The sequence below is a fragment of the Streptomyces sp. NPDC058092 genome, assembly GCF_042884935.1.
Taxonomy (GTDB): Bacteria; Actinomycetota; Actinomycetes; order Streptomycetales; family Streptomycetaceae; genus Streptomyces.
In genome coordinates this window covers 23085-47568 of record NZ_JBHVSY010000011.1, presented here as the reverse complement: position 1 = coordinate 47568, position 24484 = coordinate 23085, and the positions used below count along the sequence as shown (strand labels likewise).

Below are 24484 nucleotides of genomic sequence, written 5' to 3'. Positions count from 1 at the left end.
CCATTGGTTGGACCCCCGAGGAGCCGTACGCCATGACCGTCGTCAATGCCGCTCAGCCCGCTACTGAATCCGCTGTCGGCCGCCCCACGCCGATCACCAACGCCACTCAGCTGCAGAAGCCGTCCGGGATGCCGATCCACAAGTACGGCCGGTACGAGGCCGTCGAGATCCCCGACCGCACCTGGCCGGACAACCGGATCACCGTCGCGCCCCGCTGGCTCTCCACCGACCTGCGCGACGGCAACCAGGCCCTGATCGACCCGATGTCGCCGGCCCGCAAGCGCGAGATGTTCGACCTGCTCGTACGCATGGGCTACAAGGAGATCGAAGTCGGCTTCCCGTCCTCCGGCGATACCGACTTCGCGTTCGTCCGCTCCATCATCGAAGAGGGCGCGATCCCCGAGGACGTGACGATCTCCGTCCTGACGCAGGCCCGCGAGGATCTGATCGAGCGGACCGTCGAGTCCCTCGTCGGCGCCCACCGCGCGACCGTGCACCTGTACAACGCGACGGCGCCCACCTTCCGCCGGGTCGTCTTCCGCGGCTCGAAGGACGACATCAAGCAGATCGCCGTGGACGGCACCCGGCTGGTCATGGAGTACGCGGAGAAGCTGCTGGGTCCGGAGACGATCTTCGGCTACCAGTACAGCCCCGAGATCTTCACCGACACCGAGCTGGACTTCGCCCTGGAGGTCTGCGAGGCGGTCTGTGACGTCTGGCAGCCGGAGGAGGGCCGCGAGATCATCCTCAACCTGCCCGCCACCGTGGAGCGTTCGACCCCGTCCACGCACGCGGACCGGTTCGAGTGGATGTCGCGCAACCTGTCGCGCCGCGAGCACATCTGTCTGTCGGTCCACCCGCACAACGACCGCGGCACCGCCGTCGCCGCCGCCGAACTGGCCATCATGGCCGGTGCGGACCGGATCGAGGGCTGCCTGTTCGGCCAGGGCGAGCGCACCGGCAACGTCGACCTGGTCACGCTGGGCATGAACCTGTTCTCGCAGGGCGTCGACCCGCAGATCGACTTCTCGCAGATCGACGAGATCCGCCGCACCAGCGAGTACTGCAACCAGATGGAGGTCCACCCGCGCCACCCCTACGCGGGCGACCTGGTCTACACCGCCTTCTCCGGCTCCCACCAGGACGCCATCAAGAAGGGCTTCGACGCCATGGAGGCCGACGCGGCCGCCCAGGGCAGGACCGTCGACGACCTCGAGTGGGCGGTGCCGTACCTGCCGATCGACCCGAAGGACGTCGGCCGCAGTTACGAGGCCGTCATCCGGGTCAACTCGCAGTCCGGCAAGGGCGGAATCGCGTACGTCCTGAAGAACGACCACAAGCTGGACCTGCCGCGCCGGATGCAGATCGAGTTCTCCCGGATCATTCAGGCCAAGACCGATGCCGAGGGCGGCGAGGTCACGCCGACGCAGATCTGGTCCACGTTCCAGGACGAGTACCTGCCGAACCCGGACGACGCCTGGGGGCGCGTGCAGATCCGCTCCGGCCAGACCACGACCGGCTCCGACGGCCGGGACACGATCACCGTCGAGGCGACCGTGGACGGTACGGACACCGTGCTGACCGGCACCGGCAACGGCCCGATCTCCGCGTTCTTCGAAGCGCTGCAGGCCATCGGCATCGACGCCCGTCTGCTGGACTACACCGAGCACACCATGAGCGAGGGCGCCAGCTCCCAGGCCGCCTCGTACATCGAGTGCGCGATCGACGGAAAGGTCCTGTGGGGCATCGGCATCGACGCCAACACCACGCGTGCCTCGCTGAAGGCGGTCGTCTCGGCCGTCAACCGCGCCACCCGCTGACCCGGTGCCCGAAAGGGCCTGGAGCCGCACGGCCGAAGACCCCGCCCCCGCCTCCGGGGGGCGGGGTTCGGCCATCTCCGGGGGGTTGTGACCATCGAGGTACTGACGCCACATCGCGACTGTGGTTAACATCACGTCGACACGGCAATGTTGCCGGAGTGTTACGGAGGTGTGCGACGTGCGGTCAGCCCTGGGACAACGCGCCATGAAGCTGCGTATCTGCGGCATCCGCACCATCTGGGACACCGTCGGCGACGGCGAGTTCTTCTGCCCCGGCTGCGGCGGCGACCGCAACTACCGCCGTCTCACCGGCCGTCGACGCTTCACGGTGCTCGGCGTGCCGACGCTGCGGCGCGGCACCGCGGGCCCCGTCGTCGAATGCGCCGCCTGCCGGGCCCACTTCGGCACCGACGTGCTCGACCACCCCACCACCACCCGGTTCTCCGCGATGCTCCGGGACGCCGTCCACACGGTCGCGCTCGGCGTTCTCGCGGCCGGCGGCACCGCCTCCCGTACGGTCCTGGAGACCGCGGCCGCCACCGTGCGCGACGCCGGATTCGACGACTGCACGGAGGAACAGCTCTCCACCGTCGTCGAGGTCCTCTCCGCCGACATCGGCCACGGCTCCGCCTTCGACCCGGCGGCCGAGGCCTGCGGAGCGGCCCTCGCCATCGAACTGCACGAGGCGCTGGAACCCCTCGCCCCGCATCTGGCCCCCGCCGGGCGCGAATCGATCCTGCTGCAGGGCGCCAGGATCGCGCTCGCCGACGGCCCCTACGGGCCGGCGGAGCGCGAGGTGCTGACCACGGTCGGCGGGGCGCTGCAACTCTGCGCCGAGGACACGGCCCGGCTCCTCGCGGCGGCGCGTACCCCGTCCTGAACGGCCCCGCCCGCACCGGGCGCGTACTCCCGCGGGAGTAATCGGGCCCCTGCGCCCCCCACGGCAGTAGCCGCGAAGCCGGTCCCGGGCGCGACGTACCGGCCGCTTGGCGTCAGGTCCTCTGCCTGGTCGGGCGCGGGCTGAACAACGCCGAGATCGCCGGGACCCTCGGCCTCGGCCCGCTCACCGCGAAGACCCATGTCAGCCGGATCACGGGCAAGGTCGGCGCCCGCGACCGGGCCCAGCTGGTGATCGTCGCGTACGAATCCGGGCTGGTCGTACCGGCCGCGGGCGGGGCGGACGGAGAGCAGGCGGCCCCGGCCCGGGGGGCGGGCCCGATGAGCCGTCCCCGTACCGGACAATGGACGCATGAGCTTGTTCCGGGACGACGGCGTGGTGCTGCGCACGCAGAAGCTGGGCGAGGCCGACCGGATCATCACGATCCTGACCCGCGGCCACGGCCGGGTGCGGGCCGTCGCGCGCGGGGTGCGGCGCACGAAGTCCAAGTTCGGGGCACGGCTGGAACCCTTCTCCCACGTCGACGTGCAGTTCTTCGCCCGGGGCAGCGAACTGATCGGCCGCGGACTGCCGCTCTGCACCCAGAGCGAGACGATCGCCCCGTACGGCGGCGGCATCGTCACCGACTACGCCCGCTACACCGCGGGCACCGCGATGCTGGAGACCGCCGAGCGGTTCACCGACCACGAGGGCGAGCCCGCGGTCCAGCAGTACCTGCTGCTCGTCGGCGGGCTGCGCACCCTCGCCCGCGGCGAACACGAGCCGCATCTCATCCTCGACGCGTTCCTGCTGCGTTCGCTCGCCGTCAACGGCTACGCACCCAGCTTCGAGGACTGCGCGAAGTGCGGAATGCCCGGACCGAACCGTTTCTTCTCCGTCGCGGCGGGCGGCGTCATATGCGGCGACTGCCGGGTGCCCGGCAGCGTCGTACCCTCGGCTGAGGCCGTCACGCTGCTGAGCGCGCTGCTCACCGGCGACTGGGACACGGCGGACGCGTGCGAGGCGCGTCATGTCAGGGAGGGGAGCGGACTGGTGTCCGCCTACCTGCACTGGCATCTGGAGCGCGGGCTGCGCTCACTGCGGTACGTAGAGAAGTGACACAGGCGGATCAGGCACAGGGAGCGAGACAGTTCATGGCAGTACGCGGGATGCTCGGCGGCCGTAAGCGGCGCGACTACAAGACCCCGGAGCCGCACCCTTCCGGTGCCACGCCCCCGAAGATTCCCGGCGAGCTGGTGCCCAAGCACATCGCCGTCGTGATGGACGGCAACGGCCGCTGGGCCAAGGAGCGCGGCCTCCCGCGCACCGAGGGCCACAAGGTCGGCGAGGGCGTCGTCATGGACGTCCTCAAGGGCTGCATCGAGATGGGCGTCAAGAACCTCTCGCTGTACGCGTTCTCCACCGAGAACTGGAAGCGGTCCCCGGATGAAGTGAAGTTCCTGATGAACTTCAACCGGGACGTCATCCGCCGCCGCCGCGACGAGATGGACGAACTGGGCATCCGCATCCGCTGGGTGGGGCGCATGCCCAAGCTGTGGAAGTCCGTCGTCCAGGAGCTCCAGGTCGCCCAGGAGCAGACGAAGGACAACGACAAAATGACGCTGTACTTCTGCGTCAACTACGGCGGCCGGGCCGAGATCGCCGACGCCGCGCAGCGCATCGCGCAGGACGTCGCGGCCGGGAAGCTGGATCCGTCGAAGGTCAACGAGAAGACGTTCGCGAAGTACACCTACTACCCGGACATGCCGGACGTCGATCTCTTCGTCCGCCCCAGCGGCGAGCAGCGCACGTCCAACTACCTGATCTGGCAGAGCGCCTACGCCGAGATGGTCTTCCAGGACGTGCTGTGGCCGGACTTCGACCGCCGCGACCTGTGGCGGGCCTGCCTGGAGTACGCCCAGCGGGACCGGCGCTTCGGCGGCGCGGTGGAGGCGGCCGACAAGCCGACGGGCTGAGCGGCGCGGCCCGGGGGCAGTGCCCCCGGGCCGTCACTTTTTCGCGCTCGCGCACTCCGAGCACGTTCCGAAGATCTCCACCGTGTGGGCCACGTTCACATACCCGTGCTGCGCGGCGATCGTCTCCGCCCACTGCTCCACCGCGGGCCCCTCGACCTCCACGGCCTTGCCGCACATCCGGCACACCAGATGGTGATGGTGATCCCCGGTCGAGCAGCGCCGGTACACGGACTCGCCTTCCGTGGTGCGCAGCACATCGACCTCGCCCGCGTCGGCGAGGGACTGAAGGGTGCGGTAGACGGTGGTCAGCCCCACCGAGTCACCGCGGTGCTTGAGCACGTCGTGCAGCTCCTGGGCGCTGCGGAACTCGGCCACCTCGTCGAGCGCCGCTGCCACCGCCGCCCGCTGCCGGGTCGACCGGCCGCGTACCGGGGCCGCGTTCGTTCCACTGATCGGCGCCGTCGCCACAGCAGCCTCCTCGTGTCGCCCGTACCTGTGTCGGGCCATTGTGCCAGCCCGCCCGGGCGTCACGGTCAAACCCTGAGCTCGTCCTTGGCCGGACGGGAGGCCGGTACCTCCAGAGTGCACTCCTCGGACGCCGCTTCGCCGCGCCGGGCGCGCCTTCTGGCCAGCGGGGTCGCGAGCAGCGTCAGGCCGACGAAGACCACGATGGCCAGCAGCACGATCGTCGCGCCGGGCGGGACGTCCTGGTAGTACGAGGTCACGGTGCCGGCCAGGGTCACCGCCGTACCGATGACGACCGACAGCACGAACGTCACCTTGAAGGACCTGGAGATCTGCTGCGCGGCCGCGACCGGCACCACCATCAGCGCGCTGACCAGCAGCAGCCCGACGACCCGCATCGCCACGGTGACGGTCACCGCCGCCGTCACGGCGACCAGCAGGTTCAGCGCCCGCACCGGCAGCCCGGTGACCCGGGCGAACTCCTCGTCCTGGCTGACCGCGAACAGCTGCCGTCGCAGCCCCAGCGTCACCAGCAGCACGAAGGCGGCCAGCAGGCAGATCGCGGTGATGTCCTCGGTGGAGACCGTGGACAGGGAGCCGAAGAGGTACGAGGTGAGGTTGGCGTTGGAGCCGGTGTCGGAGAGGTTGATCAGCAGGACACCGCCCGCCATGCCGCCGTAGAACAGCATGGCCAGCGCGATGTCGCCGCGGGTGCGTCCGTACCAGCGGATCAGCTCCATCACGACGGCGCCGACGACGGCGACCGCCGTGGCCATCCACACCGGGCTGGTGGAGAGCAGGAAGCCGAGGCCGACACCGGTCATCGCGATATGGCCGATGCCGTCGCCCATCAGGGCCTGGCGGCGCTGGACGAGGTAGATGCCGACGGCGGGGGCGATGACACCGACCAGTACGGCGGCGAGCAGGGCCCGCTGCATGAAGGGAGGGTCGAGGAATTCCATGATCAGCTCAGCAGTCCCGTCCGGACGGGCTCGGAGGCCGCGTGGGGGTGTACGTGGTCGTGGCCGGGCAGGGCGTGCTGGCCCAGCGCCTTCGGGGGCGGCCCGTCGTGCATCACACAGCCGTCGCGCAGCACGATCGCGCGGTCGATCAGCGGCTCCAGCGGGCCGAGCTCGTGCAGCACGAGCAGCACCGTGGTGCCGGCCGCGACCTGTTCGCGGAGCGTCGCGGCGAGGATCTCCTGGCTGGCCAGGTCGACGCCGGCCATCGGCTCGTCCATGATCAGCAGCTCCGGTTCGGCGGCCAGCGCCCGGGCGATCAGCACCCGCTGGTGCTGCCCGCCGGAGAGCGCGTTCACGGAGTCCTCGGCCCGGTCGGCGAGGCCGACGAGGCCGATGGCCCGGTCGACGGCGGCCCGGTCGGCCCTGCGGAGCAGGCCCAGCTTCGTACGGGACAGGCGTCCCGAGGTGACGACCTCACGGATCGTCGCGGGGACACCGCCGGCCGCCGTGGTGCGCTGGGGTACGTATCCGACGCGCGCCCAGGAGCGGAAGCGGCGCAGCGGGGTGCCGAACAGTTCGACGGAGCCGCCGGTGAGCGGGACCTGACCGATGACGGAGCGTACGGCGGTCGACTTGCCCGAGCCGTTGGCGCCGAGCAGGGCGACGACCTCGCCGCCGTGGACGGTCAGGTCGATGCCGCGCAGCACCGGACGCGCGCCGAGCGTGGCCGTGGCGCCGCGCAGGGCTATCACGGGTTCGGTCGTGGTGCTCCCGGGCTCGGGCATGAGTGACTCCGATGCTGCTGTGACGGGTGTTGCGTGGATCACTTCGCGCCGAGCGCCTTCTGCAGGGCGGCGAGGTTGGACTGCATGACTTCGATGTAGTCAGCGCCCTTGGACTTGCCCGTGATTCCCTCCAGCGGGTCCAGGACGTCGGTCTTCAGGCCGGTGTCCTTGGCGAGGGTCTTCGCGGTCCTGTCGCTGGCGAGCGTCTCGAAGAACACGGTGGAGACCTTGTTCTTCTCCGCGATGGTGTGGATCTCCTTGATCCGGGCGGGGCTGGGCTCGGCCTCGGGGTCGATGCCGGCGATGCCCTCCTGGGTCAGGCCGTAGCGCTCGGCGAGGTAGCCGAAGGCGGAGTGCGTGGTGATGAAGGTCCTGGTCGTGGTGTTCTTCAGACCGTTCTCGTACGCCGTGTTCAGGCCGTCGAGCTTGGTGACCAGCGCGTCCGTGTTCTTGCGGTAGTCCGCGGCGTGGTCGGGGTCGGTCTTCTCCAGCGACTTCCCGACGCCCTTGGCGACCTCGGCGTACTTCACCGGGTCCAGCCAGATGTGCGGGTCGGCCCCGGTCTCGTCGCCATGGTGCTCATGACCGTGCTCGTCGGCGCCGGCCTCGGTGCCGTGGTCCTCCAGCGTGGTGAGGGTCGAGGCGTCGACGACGTCCTTCGACCCGGACTGCTTGATCGCGTCGTCCACGGCGGGCTGGATGCCCTTGAGGTAGAGGATGTAGCCGGCGTCGGCGAGTCCGCCGATCTGCCGCGGGGTGAGCTCCAGATCGTGCGGCTCGACGCCCGGCTTGGTCAGCGTGGTGACGGATACGTGCTTCCCGCCGATCTGCTCGGCCAGGAACTGCATCGGATAGAACGAGGCCACCACGTTCAGCTTCCCGCCGTTCTTGTGGTCGGCGGCGTCCGAGGAGGAGCAGGCGGTGAGCGCGGTGAGACCGAGGACGGCTGCTCCGGCGACGGCGGCGGTGGGTATGAGGCGGCTTACGTTCATGACAGTCATTTTCAACAAAACTGGAAACGATTGTCAACAAGGCTGATGAGATGACTCCTCGGCCGTCCGTGCCGATACCGATTTGATCCCAGGGGCGTGCCCGCCGGTAATCTGGGGTATTCGCCCGCCCGTCTCCCGACCACCACCCCCCACCGAGGCGCTTCGCGCCACCCCTGTCCAATTTCGTCGTCGTAATGAAGAGAGCACCGTGGCCGCCGACAAGATCGACTCCATCGTCAGCCTGAGCAAGCGCCGTGGCTTCGTCTATCCCTGCAGTGAGATCTACGGTGGTCAGCGCGCCGCCTGGGACTACGGGCCGCTGGGCGTGGAGATGAAGGAGAACCTCAAGCGCCAGTGGTGGCGCTACATGGTCACCTCGCGCGAGGACGTGGTCGGTCTCGACTCGTCGGTCATCCTGGCCCCCGAGGTGTGGGTCGCCTCCGGCCACGTCGCCACGTTCACCGACCCGCTGACCGAGTGCACCTCCTGCCACAAGCGCTTCCGCGCCGACCACCTGGAGGAGGCGTACGAGGAGAAGCACGGTCACGCTCCCGCGAACGGCCTGACCGAGCTCAACTGCCCCAACTGCGGCAACAAGGGCACCTTCACCGAGCCCAAGCAGTTCTCGGGCCTGCTCTCCACGCACCTCGGCCCGACCCAGGACTCCGGCGCCGTCGCCTACCTGCGTCCCGAGACCGCGCAGGGCATCTTCACCAACTTCGGCCAGGTGCAGCAGACTTCGCGCAAGAAGCCGCCGTTCGGTATCGCCCAGATGGGCAAGTCCTTCCGGAACGAGATCACTCCGGGCAACTTCATCTTCCGGACCCGCGAGTTCGAGCAGATGGAGATGGAGTTCTTCGTCAAGCCGGGCGAGGACGAGGAGTGGCAGCAGTACTGGATGGACCAGCGCTGGAACTGGTACACGGACCTCGGCATGCGCGAGGAGAACATGCGCTGGTACGACCACCCGGCGGAGAAGCTCTCGCACTACTCCAAGCGCACCGCTGACATCGAGTACCGCTTCCGCTTCGGCGGCAGCGAGTGGGGCGAGCTGGAGGGCGTCGCCAACCGCACGGACTACGACCTCAAGGCGCACTCCAAGGCCTCGGGCACGGACCTGTCCTTCTTCGACCAGGAGGCCGGCGAGCGCTGGACTCCGTACGTCATCGAGCCGGCGGCCGGTGTCGGCCGCGCGATGCTCGCCTTCCTCCTCGACGCCTACATCGAGGACGAGGCGCCCAACGCCAAGGGCGTCATGGAGAAGCGCACCGTGATGCGTCTCGACCCGCGCCTCGCGCCGGTCAAGGTCGCCGTCCTGCCGCTGTCCCGCAACCCGCAGCTGTCGCCGAAGGCCAAGGGCCTCGCCACCGACCTGCGGAAGAACTGGAACATCGAGTTCGACGACGCGGGCGCCATCGGCCGCCGTTACCGTCGCCAGGACGAGATCGGTACGCCGTTCTGCGTCACCGTCGACTTCGACACCCTCGACGACAACGCGGTGACCGTGCGCGAGCGCGACACCATGAAGCAGGAGCGCGTCTCCCTGGACCAGATCCAGGCCTACCTCGGCGCCCGGCTGCTGGGCTGCTGACGCACCGCGGTTTCCCGGCGAAGCCCCCGGTTCCCCGTACCCCGTACGGAACCGGGGGCTTCGTTGCAGACTGTCCACGCCGAACAGTTGCGTCAACGCGTCACCAGGAGACCCCGTATGCCGTCCATGACCACGAGCAAGGTCAGCAGATGGGACCAGCACGGCCGTGAACACATCGTCCACGTACGGAAGTCGGGGATGCAGCGGCAACTGGACTGCGACACCTGCGGCTGGCGCAAGGGCGTGCAGTTCCTGCCCTGGCTCAAGGCCGAGGAGCATCTCGCCGAGGCGCACCAGGCAACGGTCGACCCGACCGCCTGAGCGGGCCGTCCGCAGCCGCTGTCTGTCGGCGCGGGGCCGGTACGGGCGCCGCCCCGGTGGAAAATCGGGTGCTGAGCCCGTTCCCGCCGGGGTACGGTTCGGTCATGTCTTCGTTCTTCCAGATCTACGAGTGAGAGTGCGGCGGGTCTGACCACCCGCCGCCCATCGGACCGATTCCAGGTCGCCTCAGACCTCAATTCTCACCACGAATGGGAGAACGCCGTGGCCAAGAGCCGCAACAACCTCCTCGGTGTCGGTGGACAGCGCAAGAAGCTGTCCCGCGCCGAGCAGCAGGGCGCGGGTCCCGCGCGCGATGCCGACCGTAAGGCGGCCGCCGACCAGAAGCAGGAACTGCTGCGCAAGATGCGAGAGCGTGCGCAGTCGGGATCAGACTCCGACTCCGCCCGGGCCGAGCCGTCGTCAAACGACACCGCGCAGCCGAGCGCGTCCGAGCAGGACGGCTCGGCGCTGCGCTGACGCCTGCTGATCACCCGTACGACCGTGGGCCCGGATCACTCGAAGCGATCCGGGCCCACGCCCTTGTCCGCGCCCCGGCAGCGGCTGCTCCGTCTTCACGCCCTGGAGCTCGCCGACGCCTGATCCCCGACAGCGGCGCCCGTCGACGCCTCCAGGCGCTCCGCGGTCCGGCGCGCCGTCTCCCGAGCCCAGCGCCCGCTGGTCAGCGCGCCCACCAGCAGGACGCACAGCCCGCACCCGCTGATGATCCACCAGGCGGGCTTGCTCGCGTCCACGAACGCGGTCGCGTACGCGGCGCCACGCGGGGACCCGGTACCGGCCACGCCCGCCGCCAGCACCGCACCGATCACGGCGACCCCGAGCGTCCCGCCGACCTGCCGGCTGGTCGAGGCGACCGCCGCCGCCACACCGGCCTGCGAGCGCGGCATCCCGGAGACGGCGGTGTTGGTGATCGGCGCGTTCACCATGCCGAAGCCGAGGCCGAACAGCACATAGCCGGTGAACATCAGGGCGTTGTCCGTCTCCGCGTCGAGCGCGGCGAACATCAGCCCGCACGCCGTCATGGCCACACCCGCCACCAGCAGCGGCAACCGTGGCCCCCGGCTGCCGACGAGCCGGCCCGACAGCGGTGCGCAGACAAAGGTCAGGGCCGCCATCGGCAGCATGTAGAGCCCGGCGTGCAGTGCGCTCAGACCACGCACGTTCTGCAGATACAGCGTGTTGAGGAAGAGGAACCCGCTCAGCGCGGCGAAGGCGCAGACCGCGATGGCGGTGGCACCGCTGAACGGGGCGCTGTGGAAGAACCGCAGGTCGATGAGGGGCTCGGCGCGCCTGGGCTCGTACAGCAGCAGCCCGGCCAGCGCGCAGGCGGCGAGCACGGCGAACGTCAGGATGCGGGCCGAGGTCCACCCGGCCGAGGGCGCCTCGATGATCGCGTACGTCAGCGAACCGAGCAGCGCGATCACCAGCAGCTGCCCCACGGGGTCGGGACGGCGCGGCTTCGGGGCGCGGGACTCGGGGACGTACCGCCAGGTGAGCAACAGCGCGACGACACCGACCGGCAGATTGATCCAGAAGATGGACCGCCAGCCGACCGAGTCCACCAGCAGGCCGCCGACCACCGGGCCCGCCGCCATGGAGATGCCGACGACACCGCCCCACACCCCGATGGCGCGGGCCCGCTCGCGCGGGTCGGTGAAGGTGTTGGTGATGATCGACATCGCGACGGGGTTGAGCATCGAGCCGCCCACCGCCTGCACCATCCGGAACGCCACCAGCGACTCCAGGTTCGGCGCCAGGGAACAGAGCACCGAGCCGAGGGTGAAGAGGACGAGCCCGATCTTGAAGATCTTCCGGCGGCCTATCCGGTCGGCGGTGGAGCCCGCGAGCATCAGCAGCGAGGCGAGGACGAGGGTGTAGGCGTCGATCGTCCACTGCATGCCCGCGACGGTGGCGTGCAGTTCCTTCTGCATGGAGGGCAGGGCGACGTTGAGGACGGTGTTGTCGAGACTGACGATCAGCAGGCTCAGGCAGCAGATCGCCAGCACCAGTTGACGTCGGCGACGGCTCAGCTCAGGCATACATGGATAGTACGGTTAACTAACGAACTCCGCCGAGGGGCGGCCCACGCCGTACCCGGTTCGGACGCATCCGGCTCGGCGAACCCCGTCAGGCCCTGCGCGGCACGGGCCGCTCCGCGCCGTACGCGACAATGGAGCAATGACCACGCTCGCCCCCTCGCTCCCGCAGCTCCGGATAGGCCCGTACACGGTGCAGCCGCCGGTGGTGCTCGCCCCCATGGCCGGCATCACCAATGCCCCGTTCCGCACCCTGTGCCGGGAGTTCTCCGGCGGCAAGGGGCTGTTCGTCAGCGAGATGATCACCACCCGGGCGCTGGTCGAGCGCAACGAGAAGACCATGCAGCTCATCCACTTCGACGCGAGCGAGACCCCGCGCTCGATCCAGCTGTACGGAGTGGACCCGGTCACCGTCGGCAAGGCCGTCCGCATGATCGTCGACGAGAACCTCGCCGACCACATCGACCTGAACTTCGGCTGCCCGGTCCCCAAGGTGACCCGCAAGGGCGGCGGGTCGGCGCTCCCGTACAAGCGGCCGCTGCTGCGCGCGATCCTCAACCAGGCGGTCTCCAACGCGGGCGATCTGCCGGTCACCATCAAGATGCGCAAGGGCATCGACGACGACCACATCACCTACCTCGACGCGGGCCGGATCGCGGTCGAGGAGGGCGTCACGGCCGTCGCCCTGCACGGCAGGACGGCTGCCCAGCACTACGGCGGCACCGCCGACTGGGACGCCATCGCCCGCCTCAAGGAGCACGTCCCGGAGATCCCCGTCCTCGGCAACGGCGACATCTGGTGCGCGGACGACGCCCGCCGGATGATGCGCGAGACCGGCTGCGACGGCGTGGTCGTGGGGCGCGGCTGCCTGGGCCGCCCCTGGCTGTTCGGTGACCTGGTGAGCGCGTTCGAGGGTACGGAGACGCGGCAGGCGCCGGGGCTCCGGAAGGTCGCCGACGTGATGCTCCGGCACGCGACGCTGCTGGGGGAGTGGATCGGCGACGAGACCCGTGGCGTGATCGACTTCCGCAAGCATGTCGCCTGGTACCTCAAGGGCTTCGCGGTCGGTTCGGAGATGCGCAAGAAGCTGGCGGTCACCTCGTCGCTGGAGGAGCTGGGCGGGCAGTTGCGGGAGCTGGACCTGGACCAGCCGTGGCCGGACGGCGCGGACGGGCCGCGCGGACGCACCTCGGGCAACAACCGGGTGGTCCTGCCGGACGGCTGGCTGAAGGACCCCTACGACTGCGCGGGCGTCGGCGCGGACGCGGAGCTGGACACCTCGGGCGGCTGACGACTGCCTCCGGGTTCTTCCGGGGCCCCGATGGACCGCACAGGCTCTTCGGGGCCCCTTTTCACGCCCTTCCGGGCCTTCGGGGTCCCTTTCGGCCCTCCGGACCCCGTCAGGAGCGCACCACGACACAGGCACCGCGTGCCGTCTCACGCGTCTCGCTCATCTGAGCGCTATATCTGGCCGGATTCGGCGATATTTGGCCACGAGTGAGTCTCGATAGGTCCCCATCGAACCTCGCGCAGTCGCATCTGTTCACGCTCGGCTGTGCCTCGATGATCAACGCGTGACCAGTAGGCGTCGTTCACGCGTCCGGATGGTGACATCTGAGCGCCGCTCGTAGAGTGATTCTCGCCACCCTGAGAACCGAGACGCTCAGATGAGCGCAGATTTGGGAGCTGCACTTCTCAAATGATGGCACTGGGTGCCAATGGGCTCCACTTTGATCGATCGACGCTTACGGTGCTCTGTGTGATCGATCAGCTGGATTCCTGTTGCACTGAGTGCTTATCCATTCAAGAAGTGAAGACATTCCTTCGATCGAGGGACGGGCCATGTCACTTTCGATCTGCTGGCGGACGGGTGGTTGAGGCCTCATGACGCGCAAGTGGACGTACCCAGACACCTTCGATCTGGGTATGTTCCTCGCCGTCAGGGCAGCCACCGCGTCCTCGAGGAGTCGAGACCCGTGTCGGAAAACAAAGATCCCCACGTATCCACCCCGGAATCCCGGGAGGCCCAGGGCCAGAAGTTCGTTTATGACTTCACCGAGGGCAACAAGGATCTGAAGGACCTCCTCGGCGGGAAGGGTGCCAACCTCGCCGAGATGACCAATCTCGGGCTCCCCGTCCCTCCGGGCTTCACCATCACCACCGAGGCGTGCAAGGTCTACCTCGACAGTGGCGAGGAGCCGGCGGAGCTCCGGGACGAGGTCAGCGCGCATCTCGACGCCCTTGAGGCGCGGATGGGCAAGAAGCTCGGCCAGGCGGATGACCCGCTGCTGGTCTCGGTCCGCTCCGGTGCGAAGTTCTCGATGCCCGGCATGATGGACACGGTCCTCAACATCGGCCTGTCCGACAAGTCCGTGGCCGGTCTCGCCGCCCAGGGGGGCGACGAGCGGTTCGCGTGGGACTCCTACCGCCGCCTCATCCAGATGTTCGGCAAGACCGTCCTCGGTGTCGACGGCGACCTCTTCGAGGAGGCGCTGGAGGCGGCGAAGGAGGCCAAGGGTGTCACCGTCGATGTGGATCTCGACGCGGCCGACCTGAAGAAGCTGGTCAAGCAGTTCAAGAAGATCGTCTCGCGGGACGCCGGACGTGACTTCCCGCAGGACCCGCGCGAGCAGATGGACCTGGCCATAAAGGCCGTCTTCGACTCGTGGAACACCGACCGGGCCAAGCTCTACCGCCGCCAGGAGCGCATTCCCGGCGACCTCGGCACGGCCGTCAACGTCTGCTCGATGGTGTTCGGCAACCTCGGCCCCGACTCCGGTACGGGCGTCGCGTTCACCCGTGACCCAGCCAGCGGGCACCAGGGCGTCTACGGCGACTACCTGCAGAACGCGCAGGGCGAGGACGTCGTCGCCGGCATCCGCAACACCGTGCCGCTCGCCGAGCTGGAGCCGATCGACAAGAAGTCGTACGACCAGCTGATGCAGATCATGGAAACCCTCGAAACGCACTACAAGGACCTGTGCGACATCGAGTTCACCATCGAGCGCGGCCAGCTGTGGATGCTCCAGACCCGGGTCGGCAAGCGCACCGCCGGTGCCGCCTTCCGGATCGCCACCCAGCTCGTCGACCAGGGCCTGATCGACGAGGCCGAGGCGCTGCAGCGGGTCAACGGGGCGCAGCTGGCGCAGCTGATGTTCCCGCGCTTCGACGACGAAGCGAAGACGGAGCTGCTGGGCCGGGGCATCGCCGCCTCGCCGGGCGCCGCGGTCGGCAAGGCCGTCTTCGACTCGTACACCGCGGTGAAGTGGTCCCGGTCCGGCGAGAAGGTCATCCTCATCCGCCGCGAGACCAACCCCGACGACCTCGACGGCATGATCGCGGCCGAGGGCATCCTGACCTCGCGCGGCGGCAAGACCTCGCACGCCGCTGTCGTCGCCCGCGGCATGGGCAAGACCTGTGTCTGCGGCGCCGAGGAGCTCGAGGTCGACACCAAGCGCCGCCGGATGACGGTGGGCGGCCGGGTCATCGAGGAGGGGGACGTCGTCTCCATCGACGGCTCCACCGGCAAGGTGTACCTCGGTGAGGTCCCCGTCGTGCCGTCCCCGGTCGTCGAGTACTTCGAGGGCCGGATGCACGCGGGCGCCGACGACGCCGACGAGCTGGTCGCCGCCGTGCACCGGATCATGGCGTACGCGGACCGGGTGCGCCGGCTGCGGGTGCGGGCCAACGCCGACAACGCCGAGGACGCGCTGCGGGCCCGCCGCTTCGGCGCCCAGGGCATCGGCCTGTGCCGCACCGAGCACATGTTCCTCGGCGAGCGCCGCGAGATGGTCGAGAAGCTGATTCTCGCGGACACGGACGCCGAGCGCGAGGCCGCGCTGGAGGCGCTGCTTCCGCTCCAGCGGGCCGACTTCATCGAGCTGTTCGAGGCGATGGACGGACTGCCCGTCACCGTACGGCTGCTCGACCCGCCGCTGCACGAGTTCCTGCCCGACATCACCGAGCTCTCGGTACGGGTCGCGCTCGCCGAGTCCCGCAAGGACGCCAACGAGAACGACCTGCGCCTGCTCCAGGCCGTGCACAAACTGCACGAGCAGAACCCGATGCTCGGTCTGCGCGGGGTCCGTCTCGGTCTCGTCATCCCCGGCCTGTTCGCCATGCAGGTACGGGCGATCGCCGAGGCCGCGGCCGAGCGCAAGAACGCCAAGAGCGATCCGCGCGCCGAGATCATGATTCCGCTCGTCGGCACGGTCCAGGAGCTGGAGATCGTCCGCGAGGAGGCCGACCAGGTCATCGCCGAGGTCGAGGCCGCCACCGGTACCCGGCTGAAGCTGAGCATCGGCACGATGATCGAGCTGCCGCGCGCCGCGCTGACCGCCGGTCAGATCGCCGAGGCCGCACAGTTCTTCTCCTTCGGTACGAACGACCTGACGCAGACGGTGTGGGGCTTCTCCCGTGACGACGTGGAGGCCTCGTTCTTCACCGCGTACCTGGAGAAGGGCATCTTCGGGGTGTCGCCGTTCGAGACGATCGACAAGGACGGCGTCGGCTCGCTGGTCCGCAGCGCCGTCGCGGCCGGCCGGGCCACCCGCCCGGACCTGAAGCTCGGCGTCTGCGGCGAGCACGGCGGCGACCCGGAGTCGGTGCACTTCTTCCACGAGGTGGGCCTGGATTACGTGTCCTGCTCCCCGTTCCGCATTCCCGTCGCCCGCCTGGAGGCCGGCCGGGCGGCGGCGGACTCGACCGGCAGCGACAGCCGCTGACCCGGCACCCGGCCCCCTGACCCCGGAGCCGCCGTCGGCTCACTCGTACCCTCACCGATCCGACGGCGGCTCCGGAACTCCCGGAGGCGGCGGCATCCCGCGGGGGGTGCCGCCGCCTCCGTTTCGTTCTGGGGAAATACGTTGTTCGGCGTTGTGTCTTTTCTCGTTCACTACGCAAAGTGCGTTCAATGCGCAAAGACCCGGGCCGGGGCGGGCCGAAGAGCCGGACCCGGAACGGACCGGGGTGCGGCCCATGGATCCCCATCCATGGGCCGCACCCGGCTTACCCCCGTCGGGTACGGAGCCGCACCGTCGCGCACCGTCGCCGAACGAGCGAAACCCCCCACGGCCTTCACTCGCTCTTCCGGTGACTCCGGGTTCGTACCCGACGTCGTACAGCTTTTCGGGTGCCGGGGCGTGGAGGCGAGACGTTTCACCTCTGGCCGAAACCCCGTGGTGACGTGCTGTTACGGATCACCTACCCTTGAGCGGGGGTAATTGCAGGTGCAACAAATGGGGGTTCGGTGCTGCGTATCCACGTGTCCGGAGTGGACCTTTCCAAGGTGCGGATGGCCACCCGGCCGGATGCGCTGTGGGAAACCACTCTGAGTTTCCATCGGCTGCGGGACCGGCGCGGTCCCACGGTGTTCGGGAAATGGCGTACGGAAACCCGGCCCCGGCTGAATGGTGAAGTACGTCTGCTGTCCGCCGTGATTCCACCGCGCGGCTATTTCCCGGACTTTCTGACGCCTTCTCAGGAAAGCTGCGAACCCTACGGCATCGACGCCGGAATGGAGGCGCTGCGCGACACCCCGCCCGGGCGGATCCGCGCGGAACTCGCCCTGCTGGCCGCCGAACGCCGCGAGAGCGCCCGCACCCAGGACGGGCGCGTCGAATCGCTCGACCGGCTCGTCGGCGTCCTGCGCAGCTACCACCGCGCCGCGATCGAACCGTACTGGCCGCACATCCAGGCCAGCATCGAGGCCGACCGCGCCGTCCGCGGCCGCGCCCTCCTGGACGGCGGCGCGGAAGAACTGCTCGCCTCCCTCCCGCCCATGATCCGCTGGCGGGCCCCCGTACTGGAGGCGGACTACCCCGTGGACCGCGAACTCCATCTGGACGGCCGGGGGTTACTGCTCCAGCCATCCTTCTTCTGTCGCGTCACCCCGGTCGTCCAACGCGACCCGCAACTCCCGCCGGTCCTCGTCTACCCGGTCACCCACTCCCGCGCCCCGGTCTTCGCCGAACCGGGCCCCTGGCTCGGCCGGCTCCTCGGTCATACCCGCTCGACGGTCCTGCGGGCCATCGGCAACGGCTGCACGACCAGTGAACTCGCCCGCCGGACAGGAGTCTCCCTCGCCTCGGCCAGCCAGCACGCCTGTGTGCTGCGCGAGGCGGGCCTGATCCACACGCTGCGGCACGGCAGCTCGGTCCTGCACACGCTGACCCCGCTGGGCGGATCACTGCTCCGGGGCGGCGCGCCGCTCGCCCTGTCCTGACCCCGCGGGCGGAAAATTTCCTCGCCGGTACCGATGAGTTCCGCGCCGCCCCGCCGTCTACCTGTCGTAAAACGTTCGAACACCAGAGAGAACGGAACGGCCATGCCTCAGATGATCTTCGTGAACCTGCCGGTCAAGGACCTTGAGACGACCAAGGCCTTCTTCGGCAAGCTCGGCTTCTCCTGCAACCCGCAGTTCACCGACGAGAACACCGCGTGTCTCGTCATCAGCGACACGATCTTCGCCATGCTCCTCACGGAGCCCCGCTTCAAGGAGTTCACCAAGAAGGAGATCGCCGACTCCTCGAAGTCCACCGAGGTCATCCTCGCCCTCAGCGCCGAGAGCCGCGAGAAGGTGGACGAGCTGGTGGACACCGCCCTCGCCTCCGGGGGATCGCCCGCCAACGAGCCGGTGGACTACGGCCACATGTACGGCCGCTCCTTCCAGGACCCGGACCACCACATCTGGGAGGTCATGTGGATGGACCCGGCCGCCGTCGAGGGTCAGCAGTCCTGAATGCGCCGATGAGCGGTGGCGTATCCGGTCCTCAGGCCGTGAGCACCGGATACGTCACCCCCGTGAGCTGCTCGGACGCCACCCAGAGCCGCTCGCTCGCCACATCGTTCAGCGTCCAGCCCGCCCGCCAGGACGGGGCCGGCGCACCGCGCCAGCCCAGCAGCTTCGGGCCGGTGAACGAGTCGGGACGCACGCCGGGCGCGGTGGCCGCGTACAGGGTGGGCAGCGCACCGGACGACGCGGGCTGCGCGACGAGCCGGTTGCCGAGCCGGAACACCAGGTCCGCCGTCCTGCGGTTCTCCATCCGGACGCCCGCCGTCTGCAGATTGGTCGCCGCGTAGCCGGGGTGCGCCGCGGCGGCCACCACATCGCAACCGGCGGCCGAGAGACGCCGCGCCAGCTCGTGGACGAAGAGCAGATTGGCCGTCTTCGAGCGGCCGTAGGCGATCCAACGGCGGTAGTTCCGCTCGCTGTTGAGATCCCCCATGTCGATGTTGGAAAGGGCGTGCATACCGCTGGAGACGCTCACCACGCGCGCCCCGGGGGTGCCGAGGAGCTTCGGGAGCAGCAGCCCGGTCAGCGCGAAGTGCCCCAGGTGGTTGACGCCGAACTGCCTCTCGAAGCCGTCCGCCGTCTTCCCGTAGGGAAGGGCCATCACACCCGCGTTGTTGATCAGCAGATCGATCCGCTCGGGCGTGTGCTCCGCCGCGCACGCGCGCACGGAGTCCAGATCGGCCAGATCGAGCGGTACGAACTCCACGTCCGCGCCGGTCACGGCCGTCCGGATGCGGGACGCGGCCTCCTTGCCGCGCGACTCGTCACGGCAGGCGAGCAGCACGCGCGCGCCGTGCCGGGCCAGTTCCCGCGCCGTGATCAGCCCGATGCCGCTGTTGGCTCCGGTGACCACGGCCGTACGGCCGCTCTGGTCGGGGATGTCGCTCGCGTTCCAGCCCTGGCTCATGGGCCCAGCGTACGGCCGCGGCGCACGGGAGAACGGGCCGGGCACAACCGCGCGACCTGTGAGCCGCCGGTTCGTCCGCGATCGAGCTGCCGGGCATTTCCGCTGTCGGACCGGCCCGGCCTCCCGAGGTCCGGCGCGACCGGTTGGACGGGGCACATATCGCGTCCTTAAGGTCGCGATCATGCCTGACATAGCACTCACCACACTGGTCATCCTCTGCCTCGCGGCAGCCGCGGCGGGCTGGATCGACGCGGTGGTCGGCGGCGGCGGACTGCTCCTGCTGCCCGCCCTGTTGCTGGGGCTGCCCCATGTCCCGGCCGCGCAGGTACTCGGCACCAACAAGGCGGTCGCGATCGTCGGTACGACGGGCGCCGCCGTGACCTACGTACGCAAGGCACCGGTCAAGGTCGGGACGGCCCTGCGGATCGGGCTCGCGGCACTGGCCGGATCGATGGCAGGGGCGTTCTTCGCCGCCGGGATCAGCAGCGAGGTGCTGCGCCCGGTGATCATGGTCGTGCTGCTGGCGGTGGCGGCGTTCGTGATGCTGCGGCCCTCGTTCGGCAGGGCGGCGGACGACGGTACGCGGCGCCAGGTCACCCGGGCCCGCACCGTCACCGCGATCGTGCTCGTCGGCGGCGGCATCGGCTTCTACGACGGGCTGTTCGGCCCCGGCACCGGAACGTTCCTCGTCCTGGCGCTGACCGCGGTGCTCCACCTCGATCTGGTGACGGCGTCGGCCACCGCCAAGATCGTCAACGTCTGCACCAACGGCGGGGCGCTGGCGATGTTCGCGTACCAGGGCAGCGTGTTGTGGCAACTGGCCGCGCTGATGGCGGTCTTCAATCTGGCGGGCGGGCTGATCGGGGCGCGGATGGCGCTCAGGAAGGGCAGCGAGTTCGTCCGCGGCGTCCTGCTGGTCGTGGTGTTCTCACTGGTCGCGAAGCTGGGGTTCGACCAGTGGACGGCGTGAACGACGCGCTCCGGGTTCACCGCACTGCGGTGAGGTGTGCGTACGCCACCACATTGCCCTGGTAACCCGTAGCCCTCGAAAAACCGCCGCCGCAGGTGATCAGTCGCAGCGAGGCGTAGGGCGAGGCTCCGTACACCCGCTCGTCGGGGAAGTCGTCGCTCTTGTAGACCTCGATCCCGTCGAGGGAGAAGACGGCGGTGCGCCCGTCCTGGCGGACCACCTCGACCGTGCTGCCCTTCTGCAGGGTGCCCAGGTCGTAGAAGACCGACCGGCCCTGCGCGTTGTCGACGTGGCCGGCGACGATCGCGCTGCCCTTGGAGCCCGGGGGAGTGCCGTCCCGGTACCAGCCGACGACGTTACGGTTCCCGGCCGGCGGCACGTCGAGACTGCCGTCGGCTCCGAGCCCCAGCCGCATCATCGGGGCGTCCACCCGGATGCTCGGGATCCGGATGCGCACGGGCGCCGAGGGCTTCAGCGGTTCGGCGAGGGGAGACCCCGGCTGCGGCTCGGGGCCCGTGGCGAAGGCCTGCGCGGTGGTCGGCTGGGGCGGGATCAGCTGGGTGCCGGCGCCGTGCCGGATCAGCCAGACACCGGCCAGCGCCGCGACGACCAGCAGCCAGCCCTTGGCCTTCTGGGACACGGTCGTCCTCCGGGTGACGAAGCGCGGACGGGAGGGGGACAGGGACGGGTTCGGGTTCGGGAGCAGTCCCGTCCCGGTGGCCGCGCAGCCACCGGGACGGGAACCTGGCGGTACGGAGACGTGAATCCGTCTCCGTCAGCCGGCCTCCTGCGTGCCGCTCGCCCGGCGACGCAGGAGCCAGGTTCCGCCGACGGCGGCCGCGGCGAGTACGCCGGCGCCCGCCGCGATCTGGGAGGTGTCGGACCGGACACTGCCGCCGACGCCTGTTTTGACGTGCCCGCTGGGGCCGGTGGGCACGGTCGAGTCGTCGCGCCCGGAGGACGAGCTGTCGCGCCCGGAGGACGAGTTGCTGTGCCCCGAGGACGAGTTGTCGCGCCCGGACGAGGACGAGCTGTCGCGTCCCGATGAGTTGTCGCGCCCGGAGGACGAGTTGTCGTGACCGGATGATGAGTTGTCGCGCCCCGACGATGAGCTGTCGCGCCCCGACGATGAGCTGTCGCGCCCGGACGAGCTGTTGTGCTTGCCCGAGCCCCAGTCCTCGGACTGGTTCCGGTTCCCGCTCCCGCGCTCGTTCGAGCCCTCGTCCCTCGAGGGGGTGTTGAGCCCGGAGAAGGCGTTGAGCCCGCCGACGGAGTCGAGCAGTGAGGGGACATTGAGGCCGAAGGGGGTGTCGCGCCCGGACCCGGACGGACTGTCCCCGTTGTCCCCGTCGCCGCCCTGCGCCTCCGGGCCGCCGTTGGTCCGTGGCGCGGCCGCCGAGCCGACCCGCAGCGTGCCGGCATCACCCGCGTACGCGGGCTGCCCGGCGGTGAAGAGGCCGAGCGTGGCTATGGTGACCGCGGAAGCGGCGGTACCGGTCACTAGGCGGGCAGGACGCATGGGGGTTCCTCCGGCAATGGCGCGAGTAGGTGTGTCCTGACCACGAGCTAACGGGCCGGCCGCCGCCCATGCCTGCTGACATGAAGTCAGCTTTCACCCGAACGGCCCGGCGCGGCATCCTTGCCAAGACGTATGTGTGCAGGTCACGGCCATGATCGAAGCGAGTGTGACCGGCATCTCACCGTCCGGTGCCGATCGGGTGACGCCATCCGGGAGGAGAGTGGCGTACATCACATGCATGAATGTGTGGGGGTCGGGCACACGTCTGAAACCCCCCCACGGGACGGTGCGCCAGGCCGCCCCCGGCCGCCGCCCCCACCGGCCCCATCCCCCCTGGTTCCGGTGGGGGCGGTTCCGTGCCGGACTCCCCGCGACATGACGTTCCCGCAACCGCGCGGCGTTCTCAGGACGCGCGGCGTTCCCGGGTCGGCGCGGCGGCGGACCATTCGACGACCGGCGGCCGCACCCTCGCGCAGAGTGGCTGCCCCTTGGCGTCGGAGAGGGGCAGCCGTGCGGTGAGATGCCCCGAGCGCACGGCGGCTTCGAGCACGGCCGCATCGATGTCGCCCAGCATCAGCTTGGCCCGCCGGAACATGGAGAAGACGCCGTCCTCGTCGACCGTGCCCCAGGACAGATAGACGAAGCGCCCGCCCAGCCGGTTCTGCACGTAGGGTCCCTTGATCTCGACACCGTCCGCGGCGGGGGTCGCGGTGCAGCTCAGGGTCCACGAGGCCGACGGGGCGTCGCCCCGGTGCGGGCCGAGCAGTTCGCCGGGCCTGTCCTTGCGCTGCACGGCCACGTGGATGTTGTGGGCGCCGGGGAAATCGCTGTCGGGCCCGCAGGTGAGGCCGGGGAGGCGAGAGCCTTCGATGTGGAGGAGCATGCCCCCATGCTCCTCCCCTCCTCGGCCCCGGCCGGCCCGCGTGATGCCGGGAGGCCTCAGATCGTGTCCCATGGCGCGCTGTCGTACGCCTGCCCGATGCGCTTCATCAGTTCCTCGTCCACCGTGAACTCGATGGCGTCGATCCGCCGGACCGGTGCGATGCCCTGCGAGTTGGTGAGGAACGCCGAACGGTACCCGGCCAGCCCGTCCAACGTGACCGGACGCCGTACGGACTCCAGCCCCGCGCCGGGCAGTTGCCGCTCCAGCAGTGCCATGGTGGTGCCGAGCAGCGAAGGGGCGGCGGGCCAGACGACCGAAGTGCCGTCCCAGAAACCGACGTTGGTGATCGCCCCCTCCGTCACCGCACCGTCCGGCAGGGTCAGCAGGGCCTCGTCGAAACCCGCGCGTGCGGCGAGCCGCGCGTAGTACGTCTGGCCGAACTCGCCGGGACGCTTGATGTGCGGCACGGTCCGGGCGTACGGGACGGACATCAGGCCGTGCGGCTCGGTGGACTTCCGCGCCGGCCCGCGCACCGTGACCATGACGGTCGTCTCCGTGTCGCCCGGCGGCAGAAAGCCGTACACCCGGGTCGAGGCGTCCCGTACCCCGGCACTGTCCAGGGCGTGCCGGATCAGCTCGCGGATCCGTTCCCCGTCCAGCGGGCGTTCGAACAGCTCCTGGTTCGCCGAGTCCAGCCGGGCCAGATGCAGGGCGAGGCCGCGCACCTTTCCGTCCCTGACCTGCATGGCCGTGAAATGGCCGTAGCCGAGGAAGGCGGGAATCCGCAGATCCGCCTCGGTGGCCGGATGCCCGTTGAACTCGGCATACGGAAAGGGCGCGGGAGGGGCAGTGGTCATGCGGCCCACGGTATGCCGCGACGGGCGATGACGGCCCTCGACGGACCGGGCTTGACCTCAACCATGGTTGACATATGAACCTCGCCGCATGGACCTCACCACAGCACCCGCACCCACTACTGCCTCTGCCGCGCCCCTGAAGGTCGCGGTCATCCTCGCCAGCAATCGCGAGGGACGCTTCGCCCCCGTCGTCTCCGGCTGGTTCCTCTCGCGCACCGCCGGTCACCCCGGCATCGAGACCGGTCTGGTCGACATCGCGGAACTCGATCTCCCGAGCGCCCTCTCCCACCGGCCCGACGCCGAAATGCTGGCCCAACTCGCCTCCGTGTCACCCAGGTTGGCGGCGGCCGAGGCCTTCGTCGTCGTCACCCCCGAGTACAACCACTCGTACCCGGCACCGCTGAAGAACCTCATCGACTGGCACCACGCCGAGTGGCAGGCCAAACCCGTCGCCTTCGTCTCGTACGGCGGAGTCTCCGGCGGCCTGCGCGCCGTCGAGCACCTCAGGCAGGTCTTCGCGGAGCTGCACGCCGTGGGCATCCGCGAAACCGTGTCGTTCCACAACGCGGACGCCCTGTTCGACGGCGAGGGCAGGCACAAGGACCCCTCGGGCTGCGACGCGGCGGCCAAGGCCCTGCTCGACCAGCTGGTCTGGTGGGGACGCGCGCTGCGCGACGCCAAGGCCGTCCGTCCGTACGGCGTCTGACACCGG

23 protein-coding genes and 1 pseudogene are annotated in these 24484 nt (G+C 69.6%); 14 read left to right on the top strand and 10 right to left on the bottom strand.

What is annotated here, in order from left to right; all coding sequences use genetic code 11:
* Positions 1-32: 32 nt before the first annotated feature.
* The 5 genes and pseudogenes from leuA to ACFVV1_RS19630 all read left to right on the top strand — a co-directional run bounded on the left by leuA (position 33) and on the right by ACFVV1_RS19630 (position 4673).
* Positions 33-1820 carry a 2-isopropylmalate synthase gene (gene leuA / locus ACFVV1_RS19650; protein ID WP_389990581.1) on the top strand — a complete coding sequence of 596 codons (1788 nt, stop codon included), beginning with the start codon at positions 33-35 and terminating at the stop codon, positions 1818-1820.
* Between the two features lie 205 nt (positions 1821-2025).
* The gene (locus ACFVV1_RS19645) at positions 2026-2700 is read left to right on the top strand and encodes a TerB family tellurite resistance protein (RefSeq protein ID WP_389990918.1); all 675 of its coding nucleotides are present in this window, start codon (positions 2026-2028) and stop codon (positions 2698-2700) included.
* Positions 2701-2810: 110 nt separating this feature from the next.
* Positions 2811-2993, top strand: a pseudogene (locus ACFVV1_RS19640) (response regulator transcription factor); the annotation flags it as partial.
* A 76-nt stretch (positions 2994-3069) separates the two neighbouring features.
* Positions 3070-3816 carry a DNA repair protein RecO gene (gene recO, locus ACFVV1_RS19635; RefSeq protein WP_384452447.1) on the top strand — a complete coding sequence of 249 codons (747 nt, stop codon included), beginning with the start codon at positions 3070-3072 and terminating at the stop codon, positions 3814-3816.
* Between the two features lie 35 nt (positions 3817-3851).
* On the top strand, positions 3852-4673 hold the full coding sequence (locus ACFVV1_RS19630) for an isoprenyl transferase (protein WP_389990579.1): 822 nt from the start codon (positions 3852-3854) through the stop codon (positions 4671-4673).
* 33 nt (positions 4674-4706) lie between these two features.
* Here the strand turns inward: ACFVV1_RS19630 and ACFVV1_RS19625 are convergent, their stop codons facing one another.
* The 4 genes from ACFVV1_RS19625 to ACFVV1_RS19610 form a co-directional block, all read right to left on the bottom strand.
* Positions 4707-5141: a Fur family transcriptional regulator gene (locus tag ACFVV1_RS19625; RefSeq protein WP_389990577.1), complete on the bottom strand. Its 435-nt coding sequence runs from the start codon at positions 5139-5141 to the stop codon at positions 4707-4709.
* A gap of 65 nt (positions 5142-5206) precedes the next feature.
* Positions 5207-6100: a metal ABC transporter permease gene (locus ACFVV1_RS19620; RefSeq protein WP_389990575.1), complete on the bottom strand. Its 894-nt coding sequence runs from the start codon at positions 6098-6100 to the stop codon at positions 5207-5209.
* 2 nt (positions 6101-6102) lie between these two features.
* Positions 6103-6885 carry a metal ABC transporter ATP-binding protein gene (locus ACFVV1_RS19615; protein WP_389990573.1) on the bottom strand — a complete coding sequence of 261 codons (783 nt, stop codon included), beginning with the start codon at positions 6883-6885 and terminating at the stop codon, positions 6103-6105.
* Positions 6886-6923: 38 nt separating this feature from the next.
* On the bottom strand, positions 6924-7877 hold the full coding sequence (locus tag ACFVV1_RS19610; RefSeq protein ID WP_389990571.1) for a metal ABC transporter substrate-binding protein: 954 nt from the start codon (positions 7875-7877) through the stop codon (positions 6924-6926).
* Positions 7878-8085: 208 nt separating this feature from the next.
* On the opposite strand from ACFVV1_RS19610, the gene ACFVV1_RS19605 reads away from it, so the two are divergent.
* The 3 genes from ACFVV1_RS19605 (at position 8086) to ACFVV1_RS19595 (ending at position 10266) form a co-directional block, all read left to right on the top strand.
* On the top strand, positions 8086-9468 hold the full coding sequence (locus ACFVV1_RS19605; protein ID WP_389990569.1) for a glycine--tRNA ligase: 1383 nt from the start codon (positions 8086-8088) through the stop codon (positions 9466-9468).
* 117 nt (positions 9469-9585) lie between these two features.
* A complete protein-coding gene (locus ACFVV1_RS19600) occupies positions 9586-9789 on the top strand; it encodes a hypothetical protein (RefSeq protein WP_389990567.1) in 204 nt (67 codons plus the stop codon).
* Positions 9790-10011: 222 nt separating this feature from the next.
* Positions 10012-10266, top strand: a complete 255-nt coding sequence (locus ACFVV1_RS19595) for a DUF6243 family protein (RefSeq protein ID WP_389990565.1) — start codon at positions 10012-10014, stop codon at positions 10264-10266.
* Positions 10267-10361: 95 nt separating this feature from the next.
* On the opposite strand, the gene ACFVV1_RS19590 is transcribed toward ACFVV1_RS19595, so the two are convergent.
* Positions 10362-11846, bottom strand: coding sequence for an MFS transporter (locus tag ACFVV1_RS19590; protein WP_389990563.1), 1485 nt, complete (start codon positions 11844-11846; stop codon positions 10362-10364).
* A gap of 139 nt (positions 11847-11985) precedes the next feature.
* Here ACFVV1_RS19590 and dusB point away from each other — a divergent pair, with 139 nt between their 5' ends.
* From dusB to ACFVV1_RS19570, 4 genes are all read left to right on the top strand, one after another.
* Positions 11986-13134, top strand: a complete 1149-nt coding sequence (dusB, locus tag ACFVV1_RS19585) for a tRNA dihydrouridine synthase DusB (RefSeq protein ID WP_389990561.1) — start codon at positions 11986-11988, stop codon at positions 13132-13134.
* A 685-nt stretch (positions 13135-13819) separates the two neighbouring features.
* Entirely contained in the window at positions 13820-16567 is a 2748-nt protein-coding gene (gene ppdK / locus ACFVV1_RS19580; RefSeq protein ID WP_389990559.1) for a pyruvate, phosphate dikinase, read from the top strand.
* A 524-nt stretch (positions 16568-17091) separates the two neighbouring features.
* Positions 17092-18066, top strand: coding sequence for an ArsR/SmtB family transcription factor (locus ACFVV1_RS19575; protein ID WP_389990557.1), 975 nt, complete (start codon positions 17092-17094; stop codon positions 18064-18066).
* Positions 18067-18168: 102 nt separating this feature from the next.
* Positions 18169-18582 (top strand): VOC family protein, encoded by a 414-nt coding sequence (locus tag ACFVV1_RS19570; RefSeq protein WP_389990555.1) that lies wholly within the window; start codon positions 18169-18171, stop codon positions 18580-18582.
* Positions 18583-18613: 31 nt separating this feature from the next.
* Here the strand turns inward: ACFVV1_RS19570 and ACFVV1_RS19565 are convergent, their stop codons facing one another.
* Positions 18614-19543, bottom strand: a complete 930-nt coding sequence (locus ACFVV1_RS19565) for an oxidoreductase (RefSeq protein ID WP_389990553.1) — start codon at positions 19541-19543, stop codon at positions 18614-18616.
* A 181-nt stretch (positions 19544-19724) separates the two neighbouring features.
* Between ACFVV1_RS19565 and ACFVV1_RS19560 the strand changes: the two genes are divergently transcribed.
* Positions 19725-20513, top strand: a complete 789-nt coding sequence (locus tag ACFVV1_RS19560) for a sulfite exporter TauE/SafE family protein (RefSeq protein WP_389990551.1) — start codon at positions 19725-19727, stop codon at positions 20511-20513.
* Positions 20514-20529: 16 nt separating this feature from the next.
* On the opposite strand, the gene ACFVV1_RS19555 is transcribed toward ACFVV1_RS19560, so the two are convergent.
* The 4 genes from ACFVV1_RS19555 to ACFVV1_RS19540 all read right to left on the bottom strand — a co-directional run bounded on the left by ACFVV1_RS19555 (position 20530) and on the right by ACFVV1_RS19540 (position 23772).
* Complete coding sequence (locus ACFVV1_RS19555) at positions 20530-21153, bottom strand: class F sortase (RefSeq protein ID WP_389990549.1); 624 nt, start codon at positions 21151-21153, stop codon at positions 20530-20532.
* 135 nt (positions 21154-21288) lie between these two features.
* Positions 21289-22032: a hypothetical protein gene (locus ACFVV1_RS19550; RefSeq protein WP_389990951.1), complete on the bottom strand. Its 744-nt coding sequence runs from the start codon at positions 22030-22032 to the stop codon at positions 21289-21291.
* Between the two features lie 403 nt (positions 22033-22435).
* Positions 22436-22915, bottom strand: a complete 480-nt coding sequence (locus ACFVV1_RS19545) for a DUF5990 family protein (protein ID WP_389990547.1) — start codon at positions 22913-22915, stop codon at positions 22436-22438.
* A 56-nt stretch (positions 22916-22971) separates the two neighbouring features.
* Positions 22972-23772: an aminotransferase class IV family protein gene (locus ACFVV1_RS19540; RefSeq protein ID WP_389990545.1), complete on the bottom strand. Its 801-nt coding sequence runs from the start codon at positions 23770-23772 to the stop codon at positions 22972-22974.
* Between the two features lie 88 nt (positions 23773-23860).
* Here ACFVV1_RS19540 and ACFVV1_RS19535 point away from each other — a divergent pair, with 88 nt between their 5' ends.
* Positions 23861-24478 (top strand): NADPH-dependent FMN reductase, encoded by a 618-nt coding sequence (locus tag ACFVV1_RS19535; RefSeq protein ID WP_389990543.1) that lies wholly within the window; start codon positions 23861-23863, stop codon positions 24476-24478.
* Positions 24479-24484 lie beyond the last annotated feature (6 nt).

Coding starts and splice junctions, on each gene's coding strand:
- ACFVV1_RS19545 (WP_389990547.1), bottom strand. CDS start 22,915: ATGCTCCTCCACATCGAAGGCTCTCGCCTCCCCGGCCTCACCTGCGGG.
- dusB (WP_389990561.1), top strand. CDS start 11,986: ATGACCACGCTCGCCCCCTCGCTCCCGCAGCTCCGGATAGGCCCGTAC.
- ACFVV1_RS19570 (WP_389990555.1), top strand. CDS start 18,169: ATGCCTCAGATGATCTTCGTGAACCTGCCGGTCAAGGACCTTGAGACG.
- ACFVV1_RS19565 (WP_389990553.1), bottom strand. CDS start 19,543: ATGAGCCAGGGCTGGAACGCGAGCGACATCCCCGACCAGAGCGGCCGT.
- ACFVV1_RS19540 (WP_389990545.1), bottom strand. CDS start 23,772: ATGACCACTGCCCCTCCCGCGCCCTTTCCGTATGCCGAGTTCAACGGG.
- ACFVV1_RS19560 (WP_389990551.1), top strand. CDS start 19,725: ATGCCTGACATAGCACTCACCACACTGGTCATCCTCTGCCTCGCGGCA.
- leuA (WP_389990581.1), top strand. CDS start 33: ATGACCGTCGTCAATGCCGCTCAGCCCGCTACTGAATCCGCTGTCGGC.
- ACFVV1_RS19645 (WP_389990918.1), top strand. CDS start 2,026: ATGAAGCTGCGTATCTGCGGCATCCGCACCATCTGGGACACCGTCGGC.
- ACFVV1_RS19535 (WP_389990543.1), top strand. CDS start 23,861: ATGGACCTCACCACAGCACCCGCACCCACTACTGCCTCTGCCGCGCCC.
- ACFVV1_RS19590 (WP_389990563.1), bottom strand. CDS start 11,846: ATGCCTGAGCTGAGCCGTCGCCGACGTCAACTGGTGCTGGCGATCTGC.
- ACFVV1_RS19600 (WP_389990567.1), top strand. CDS start 9,586: ATGCCGTCCATGACCACGAGCAAGGTCAGCAGATGGGACCAGCACGGC.
- ACFVV1_RS19610 (WP_389990571.1), bottom strand. CDS start 7,877: ATGAACGTAAGCCGCCTCATACCCACCGCCGCCGTCGCCGGAGCAGCC.
- ACFVV1_RS19620 (WP_389990575.1), bottom strand. CDS start 6,100: ATGGAATTCCTCGACCCTCCCTTCATGCAGCGGGCCCTGCTCGCCGCC.
- ACFVV1_RS19550 (WP_389990951.1), bottom strand. CDS start 22,032: ATGCGTCCTGCCCGCCTAGTGACCGGTACCGCCGCTTCCGCGGTCACC.
- recO (WP_384452447.1), top strand. CDS start 3,070: ATGAGCTTGTTCCGGGACGACGGCGTGGTGCTGCGCACGCAGAAGCTG.
- ACFVV1_RS19615 (WP_389990573.1), bottom strand. CDS start 6,885: ATGCCCGAGCCCGGGAGCACCACGACCGAACCCGTGATAGCCCTGCGC.
- ACFVV1_RS19630 (WP_389990579.1), top strand. CDS start 3,852: ATGGCAGTACGCGGGATGCTCGGCGGCCGTAAGCGGCGCGACTACAAG.